The sequence below is a fragment of the Elusimicrobiota bacterium genome (assembly GCA_016180815.1).
GTDB lineage: Bacteria > Elusimicrobiota > Elusimicrobia > JACQPE01 > JACQPE01 > JACPAN01.
Map to the genome: position 1 here is coordinate 24,102 of JACPAN010000025.1, position 8,004 is coordinate 32,105.

General features: G+C 55.0%; 7 protein-coding genes. 6 read left to right on the forward strand and 1 reads right to left on the reverse strand.

All coding sequences use genetic code 11. The features are described 5' to 3' along the window. The first annotated feature begins 89 nt into the window (after positions 1–89). Together HYT79_11650 and radC are read left to right on the forward strand one after the other, a co-directional pair. Positions 90–1,079 carry an esterase gene (locus HYT79_11650; protein ID MBI2071238.1) on the forward strand — a complete coding sequence of 330 codons (990 nt, stop codon included), beginning with the start codon at positions 90–92 and terminating at the stop codon, positions 1,077–1,079. Next, the gene (radC, locus tag HYT79_11655) at positions 1,079–1,792 is read left to right on the forward strand and encodes a DNA repair protein RadC (GenBank protein ID MBI2071239.1); all 714 of its coding nucleotides are present in this window, start codon (positions 1,079–1,081) and stop codon (positions 1,790–1,792) included. The genes HYT79_11650 and radC overlap by 1 nt, the downstream gene beginning before the upstream one ends. Here the strand turns inward: radC and HYT79_11660 are convergent. Then, the gene (locus tag HYT79_11660) at positions 1,749–2,393 is read right to left on the reverse strand and encodes an HAD family hydrolase (GenBank protein MBI2071240.1); all 645 of its coding nucleotides are present in this window, start codon (positions 2,391–2,393) and stop codon (positions 1,749–1,751) included. The genes radC and HYT79_11660 overlap by 44 nt on opposite strands. Before the next feature lie 65 nt (positions 2,394–2,458). On the opposite strand from HYT79_11660, the gene HYT79_11665 reads away from it, so the two are divergent. The 4 genes from HYT79_11665 to HYT79_11680 form a co-directional block, all read left to right on the forward strand. After that, entirely contained in the window at positions 2,459–3,532 is a 1,074-nt protein-coding gene (locus HYT79_11665; protein ID MBI2071241.1) for a hypothetical protein, read from the forward strand. Continuing rightward, positions 3,525–4,607 carry a PAS domain S-box protein gene (locus tag HYT79_11670; protein ID MBI2071242.1) on the forward strand — a complete coding sequence of 361 codons (1,083 nt, stop codon included), beginning with the start codon at positions 3,525–3,527 and terminating at the stop codon, positions 4,605–4,607. Before HYT79_11665 ends, HYT79_11670 begins: the two co-directional genes overlap by 8 nt. Further along, positions 4,604–5,995, forward strand: a complete 1,392-nt coding sequence (locus tag HYT79_11675) for a sigma-54-dependent Fis family transcriptional regulator (GenBank protein ID MBI2071243.1) — start codon at positions 4,604–4,606, stop codon at positions 5,993–5,995. Before HYT79_11670 ends, HYT79_11675 begins: the two co-directional genes overlap by 4 nt. 110 nt (positions 5,996–6,105) lie before the next feature. After that, positions 6,106–8,004: hypothetical protein (locus HYT79_11680; GenBank protein MBI2071244.1), on the forward strand; the 1,899-nt coding region annotated here is incomplete at its 3' end.

Genomic DNA, 8,004 nt, shown 5'->3' on the forward strand with positions numbered 1-8,004 from the left:
GAGTGGGGGGATTTTGAAATCTGTCCCGTCCTCTTCGAATAAAAAGACTTCGAAGCCGAGCCGCGCGCTGAAATGCCAAAATCTAACCCATGATTAAACAGGGGCATCTCATTATCCACCGCCATCAAAGCCGTGTCCTGCGCGGGAATCCTTTAAAAGACCCAACGGAGCGCAACCTTCATATCTACCTGCCTCCGGGCTATGATTCCAGCCGCCGCTACCCGGCTCTTTTGGCGGTCGTCGGTTTTACGGGAACAGGCGGGCAGCTCTTCAATATCGATCCCTTGGGCGAAGGCTTGAAATTGCGCCTCGACCGTCTGATCATTTCCGGGAAATGCCCGCCGGTCATCGTCGCTGCGCCGGACTGCTTCACGCGCTTGGGCGGCAATCAATACATCAATTCTTCGGCCACCGGGCCTTACGAAGATTATCTGTTGAAAGAAATCATCCCCTTCGTCAATGAGCGCTACTCGACCGGGCATTGGGGCGTGTTCGGAAAATCCTCGGGCGGTTACGGGTCCATCGTCCTGGGCATGAGGAACCCGGATGTGTTCAAAGCGTTGGCCGATCATTCCGGGGATTCGAATTTTGAGCTCTCCTATATTCCCGACGTCTCCAACGCCTTGGACGCGTTCCGTAAAGCGGGCGGCCCGACGAAATGGCTGAAAATTTTTTGGGCCGACCCTAATCGTCACCGGGGAATCCATATGCGGCCGTTGAATATCCTGGCCATGGCCGCGCATTATTCCCCGAATCCCAAATCGCCTCATCTGGGCATCGACTTCCCTTTTGATCTTGACACCGGCGTTTTCCGGCCCGATGTTTGGAAGCGCTGGCAAAACTGGGATCCGGTGCGCATGGTCAAGCGATACGCCAACAATCTGAAAAAACTTCGTCTGATTTACATCGACTGCGGCACAAAAGACGAATTCAACCTTCATTGGGGGGCGCGGGCTTTAGCCGCCGAGATGAAACGCCGCGGCATCAAGCGCCGCCATGAAGAATTCAACGACGGGCATATGAGCATCAACTATCGCTACGATATCAGCCTGCCGCTTTTGGCCAAGGCGCTGCGTTGATGAATACGACAATCGCAGCGCCGCTGAAGTCTTCATCCGCCGGTCATCGCCGGCGGCTGCGCCGGCGATTGGAAAACGGCGGCTTAAACGGTTTCCAAGATTATGAAATCCTGGAAATTCTCTTGACCTATGCCATCGCCAGGAAAGACACCAAACCGCCGGCTAAAGCCCTGCTCCAAGAATTTAAAAGCTTGGCCGGGGTTTTCGACGCCGGCCCCAAGGAACTTGAGCGCGTTCCCGGAATCGGGCCGCGCGCCGCTCAATTGCTGGGCCTAATCAAAAACGTGGCCGGCGCTTATTTAAAAAATCGCATTGAAAAACAACATTTGCTCAATAATCCGGCCGGCGTCGCGGATTATTGCCGCCTGACGCTGGCGGGCAAAGGCCACGAACTGGTGCTCGCTCTTTTCCTTGATGCGCGCAACCGCTTGATCGCGGAAAAAACCGTGGGCCAGGGAACCATCGACCAAGCTCCTGTCTATCCGAGACGAATCGTGGAGGAAGCCCTATCCTGCCGCGCCTCAGGGCTGATCCTGGTGCACAATCACCCCAGCGGGCAGCCCGACCCTTCGCTGGAAGACAAGGCATTGACCCGAAAAATCGCCCGGACCGCGCAAGCGCTTGATTTGCGTTTTCTCGATCACATCATCGTGGGCCGGGAGGGTTACTTCAGCTTCCGGGAATCGAACTTTTTTGAAGAAACTTCAGCTTAAATAACGTTCGCAAATCCCAAGTCGTAACGGCTCCGGTCATCCGGCGTCTGAAAGAGATAAAGGGGACGCCGGCGGCGCGAGCGGCTTGTTGATCAAAAATCGAATCGCCGATCATTAACGCATCCTTGGACGAGACGCCCAGTTTTTGAAGCGCCTCGTTGACCATCTCAGGATGCGGTTTATGATTTTTAACATCGTCGCCCGCGATCACAATATCTAATAAAGAAAAAAGCTTGGCCTGCTTAAGCACCTTCAAGGCGATGCGGCGGTTGGAATTGGTGACGCAGGCGATTTTTATTTTTTTCTTATCCAAAGCGCGAAGCAAGGACAGCGCGCCTGGGATGGGTCGAATAAGCGGGATGTGCTTTAAGAAAAGACGGCTGTAAAGACGCTCCAGATCGTCCGGGTTTTCCCGGCCCTGCATATAGTTTTCGCTGTCCGCAGATGTCCCCTGCCCGAAATCCGCCTTGAAGCGGCGAAAAGAAACTTGAGGATAGCCCAGTTGCCGCAAGGCTTCGTTGACCGTGGCCCGCCAGGCGCGCAAACTATCGATCAAGACGCCGTCCATGTCGAAGAGCACGGCCTTAAATTTTAATTTCATACCCCATGTCCAATTTTTAAGACATTACTGATTTTTTCCGGAATCGGGGTTAAATTATAGAAGGGATGGAGAAACCTTTCACTTTAAAAACAGCGCTTCGGTCGTCTCTGAACGCCATCGGACGGACCGCCCTGGGCGTGCGCCTGGGCGCAATCATCCGGTTGCCTGAAAACCGGTACGAACAGCAGCTCAACCGGCTGGAATCCGAAATCTTATTTCAAGAATTGCTTCGGCCCGGGGCGGGGCTGCCACCGGTATTAACCCGCAGGCGCTTTGCCCATTGGCAGGCGCCCGGATTCCTCTTTTCCGAACAAACCGCGGCCGCGGAAAGCTCCTTTGACTGGAACTTAATCGATAATCATGACGAAACCGTCACCCTCATCCGGCATTTGGGCCGGGAACGTTTTGAACGCTTCTTCCTTTATGAAGAACAGGGGCTTCCCCTCCCTTATATAGCGGCCACCTGCAACCTGACCCAGGAACAAGCCTCGGACATCCGGCGTTTCACGGAAGAAGTCCTCACCAAAAGCCCCGGATTCATCGCTGCCCCAGGGCCCGGAGCGCACCTGCCGGTTAAAATCATCGCGCGTATCGATAAAAACAACGACGGCACGCTTTCCCTAGGCGTTTTTTCAGCGCGCTACGCCCGGGGCCGCTATCTGATCAACCATGAGGCGCTCGCCGCGCTGCGAAAAAATCTACCCCCGCACAAACGGCGCACGCTCGAACGCTTGATCGCGGCGATCGAACTCGCCAATAAAAAACAGACGGCGCTCGAAGCTCTTTGCCTGGGCTTGATCGAAACGCAAAAAACTTTTTTTCTTTCCGGTGAAACGGAAAAGCTTCAAGCGCTGACCCAACGGCAACTCGCCCGGCAATCAGGCGTTCACCCCAGCGTTTGCTGCCGTCTTTTAAACCATCGAGCCGTTCAAACGCCTCAAGGCCAAGTCGTGCTGTTAAAAGATTTGGCGCCGGGCCGGGGCCGCCTGATCCGGCGCAAAATCGCGGAATTTGCGGCGCAAACAAGCAATCTCACGGGACGCCGCATGGCCGATCGCCTGGCGCAAGCCGGCTTTGGACCGGTCACCGTCCGTCTGGTCAATCATTACCGCGCCTTATTGAGGAAAAAGCATGCTTAACGCGCGATCGGAACGACGGCGCCTGGAGGATAAGTTTTTCATCGCCGCTTTTGAAGAATCACGGGAAGCCATTGTGGCGCTCGACGCCGGGAAAAAAATTTATACGGTCAGCCGCGGCGCCGAGGAAATTTTGGGATTGACTCGTCAGGAGCTCGTGGGCCGGCTTTGGGGCGACTTCATGGCCGGCGGCGAAGCCCAACGCCTCTTCGGCGAAGGCGCCCCCGGCGTTTTGAGAAATTACGCCACCGCGCTGCGCATCAATAAACAACAAAACATGCCCGTCCAACTGACGCTCGAAGCGTTGATCGAACCGGGACAAAACCAGCCGCTGGGCTACTTGATCTGGGTCATGCCTCCGGCGGGACCCGATTTGAATCTTGAACATAAAATCCTCCGAGAAACTTTTTTAAGGCTTCAACGTTTGGGCACCTTGGGCCAAATCGCAGCCTCATTCGCGCATCAGATGCGCTCGCCGCTTCAAATCATCCAGTCCAGCGCGGAATTCGCCCTGGAATTTTGCTCGCCCTCTCCTAAACTCAAAGAAAACCTGGACAGCATCGCAAAAAGCACGGAACGGTTGAGCAAAATGACGGCCGCGCTCTTAAATATGGCCAAATCCGGCGCTTGCCGGCTGGAACGCGGATCATTGGTGAATGTCATTGAGGCGGCTCTTCTGCCCATTGAACCGGCGGTAAAAAAACAAAACATCAAAATCATCAAAGACTTCGGGCCGGCGCCTGAAATCCTTCTGGACCCCTATATTCTTCAAGGGGCCCTGTACAATGTGCTGGCCAATGCCGTGGAAGCCATGCCCTCAGGCGGAACTCTGACTATCGGCCTTAAATCAGAAAATCAACAATTGATCCTGAACATTCAAGATACGGGTCCGGGCATCGATGCAGCGATTCTGAATCAAGTGGGTCAGCCGTTCTTGAGCACCAAAGAAACGGGGACGGGGCTGGGCGTCTATATCGCCAAACAAATTTTTGAGCAGCACAACGCCCGGGCCGCCTGGTCCAGCGAACAGAGCCGGGGGACTTCGGTCATCGTCGCTTTTCCGGGGCTTCAACCATGACGACTATCCTCGTTGTGGACGACGACGCCCAGCTTGTTGAAACGCTTCAGCGATACCTTGAAGCCAAAGGAAGCCGGACGCTGGGGGCGTCCAGCGGACGGCAGGCCGCCCGCATCCTCGAACAGCAAGCGGTCGATTTGATGCTTCTCGATCTGACCCTCGACGACGGGCCGGGACTGGGGCTTCTTAAAAAAATCCGGGAAACGGAAGAAGCGATCCCCGTGATCATTCTGACCGGTAACGCGGATATCCAAAGCGCGGTAACGGCCATGAAAATGGGCGCGGCCAATTACATCACCAAGCCGATCGCCAATGAAGCTTTATGGATGGCGATCGAAAAAGCGCTGAAAGAAAAAAACATGTTGTTGGAGTTGACCGCGCTCAAAGAGCAGCTTAAATCCACGGCCGAACGCGAGCTGTTCCTGGGCGAGGCGCCGGCCATCCGGCGTGTTTTAGATCAGGCCAAAAAAGTTGCGCCCACGGACTTGACCGTTTTAGTGGAAGGCGACTCAGGCTCGGGCAAAGAAATGCTGGCCCGATTGATTCATCGATGGAGCCGCCGCAACGAAGGGCCGTTCGTCGCCCTGGATTGCGGCGCGATTCCGGAGGGTTTGATTGAAAGCGAATTGTTCGGTCACGAACAAGGCGCTTTCACCGGAGCTGATTCAAAAAAATTAGGCCTGTTTGAAACCGCCTTCCAAGGAACATTGTTCCTGGATGAAGTCGGGAATTTGAGCCCGGGCGCTCAGGCTAAACTGTTGCGGGCCATTGAGACAAAGATGATCCGGCGCCTGGGGGGCAAAAAAGATATCCCGGTGGATGCGCGCATGATCGCCGCCGCTAATCAAAATTTAGCGGCGGCCGCAGGCAACGGACTGTTCCGCGAAGATTTGCTGTATCGCCTCAATCAATTCGCGGTAAAACTTCCGCCCCTGAAAGCCAGGCGCCAGGACATCCCCCTGTTAACCGGACATTTCATCAACGAAGCCAATCGCAGCCTCGGCAAATCCGTGCGCCGGTGTTCCGCAGAAGCATCGGCTTGGCTGATCAAACAGCCATGGCCGGGCAATATTCGCGAATTAAAAAACGCGATCACACGGGCCTGTTTGCTGGCGGATACCATCATCGAGCTCAAGCATTTCGAAGGGCTTCAACAAACCGACGATGTTAAACCCGCCAACAACGCTCAAAAAAACGAACGCGCGGCGCGCAAAACAACCGCCCTAAAATCATCTTTAAACGCCCGGGAAACGGACATCATTATGTCCGCGCTTAAAAAAACAAAAAACAACAAACGGCAAGCGGCGCGCCTGCTGGGCATCAGCCGGAGCGTGCTGTATTACAAGCTCGACCGGCTGAATCTTGGCAAGCATATGTCCAAAGATTAGGACATGTCCTAATCTTAAAAAATACGCTCTTTTTCTCTCAATAAACGCCTTTATTTTCTTCTTTGGCTTGGAAAAAAAATTGCTGAAGAATATTAAAGAGGAAGAAATAAATGGCGGTTGGGCGATGGCTCTTGATCTTGGTCTTGTTGGGAACCCGGGATTCCCAGGCCGCGGCGCCGACGAATCTTAACTGGACCGCGGTTTCCTCCGACACCGCATCCACATCGTGGAGCGGCAATGCGGACCCTTCGGCTGCTTATGTGGCGGCTATTTCCACCGTCTCGGGATTTGTCCCCGTAAAATCATCAGGAACTACGGCGCTCGATCAGCAAACCACCAGCTATGTCAATCTTAACCCCAACACAACCCATTATTTCAAAGTCAAAATTTCAACGGACTTGGACGCGGATTATGCGGCCGCTATCGCCACGGTGACGGCCATTGAAACGCCGCAGCGCATTTACATCGAAGAAATATCAACGACGTCTTTGGTCGTTTCCGCGTACGCGCCGTCTCCGGGATTCACCAATTTAGGCCAAGATTCAGCCGGCATTAACGTCGCTTCAGCCGCTACGTATATGGGCTGGATTTCTTCCAATGCCTGGGCAACGAAAGACGGGATGCCTTCTTCGCGCCGGGCCGCGGCCGTGGCGATGGTTGACGGAAAAATCTATGTCATCGGCGGCCACGATGTCGGTCCCGGCATCACCGGCCGCAATGATGTTTATAACCCGGCCACAAACACTTGGCAAACAAAAACCGCCATGCCCACGGCCAGACGCAATGCCGCGGCCGCGGTTGTGGGCGGAAAAATTTATGTCATGGGCGGCGAAAACCCCGGTTACCTGACAACCAATGAAATGTACGACCCTGAAACCGACGCCTGGGAGACGAAGACATCCATGCCCACCAGCCGGTCGAACCTCATCGCCGAAGCTGTCGACGGCAAAATTTACGCGATCGGCGGGGTCAACGGCCCCTATCGAAACGAAACCGAGATGTACGATCCTCAAACCAATGCCTGGACCAATAAAACAGTCATGCCAACCGCCAGGATGGGCTTGGGCAGCGCCGTCGTCGACGGCAAAATTTACGCGATCGGCGGTTTTAACGGCGGCTTTTTGTCCACGGTGGAAGAATATGACCCCCAAGCAAATTCCTGGTCCGCAAAAACATCCATGGACGGCGGCCGGTACCAATTAGCCGCCGCCGCTCTGGGCGGAAAAATTTACGCTCTGGGCGGCTGCGATGTCAGCGGCGATTGCAGCGGCGCCACATTAAGCACGCATACCGTTTATGATCCCCAAACCAATGCCTGGATGACCGGCCCGATCCTCCCCAGCAACAGAAAGCAGCCCGTGGCTGCGGCCGCGGCCGGGAAAATTTATGCCATCGGCGGGTCGATCGGCGGCGTTGGGGGAGAACAAAATACCAACGAAGAATACGATCCCGGGGTGGCAAGAAAAATTTCAGGGCTTTCCACCGGGAGCTTGCACAGCTTTAAAGCCAAAACGCGAAACAGCGCGGGCCGGGAAACAGCGGAAACCGCGGCGTTATCAAGCTACACCGCGGTTTTTGCTCCCGGCCTTGTATCCACGGGAACTTATGTCGCCTCATCTTCTTCCAGCCTCGACTTTTCCTGGACCGAAAACGGCAACGCTCCGGGCACCTCGTATTACGCCTGGATCAGCACGGGCTCTTCGGCTCTGGCGTCAAACTGGATGCTCCAAGTGTCCACAGGATTTACGGGGCTTCTCGCCAACACGACTTATTTTGCCTATGCCAAAGCCCGAAATGCTGATCTCATGGAAACCCATTGGACTGCGCTGGGCTCCACCGCCACCTTGGCCAATCCTCCCATCACCGAAGTCTCCACCTTCAGCGCGGTCAACGTCTCCTCGCTCGCCTTGCAATGGCAGGCCAACGCCAACCCTGCGGGCACAGCGTTCATCGCGGAAATCTCATCCGTCGCAGGATTCGCCATCTTGGCCGGATCATCCCAAACCGTA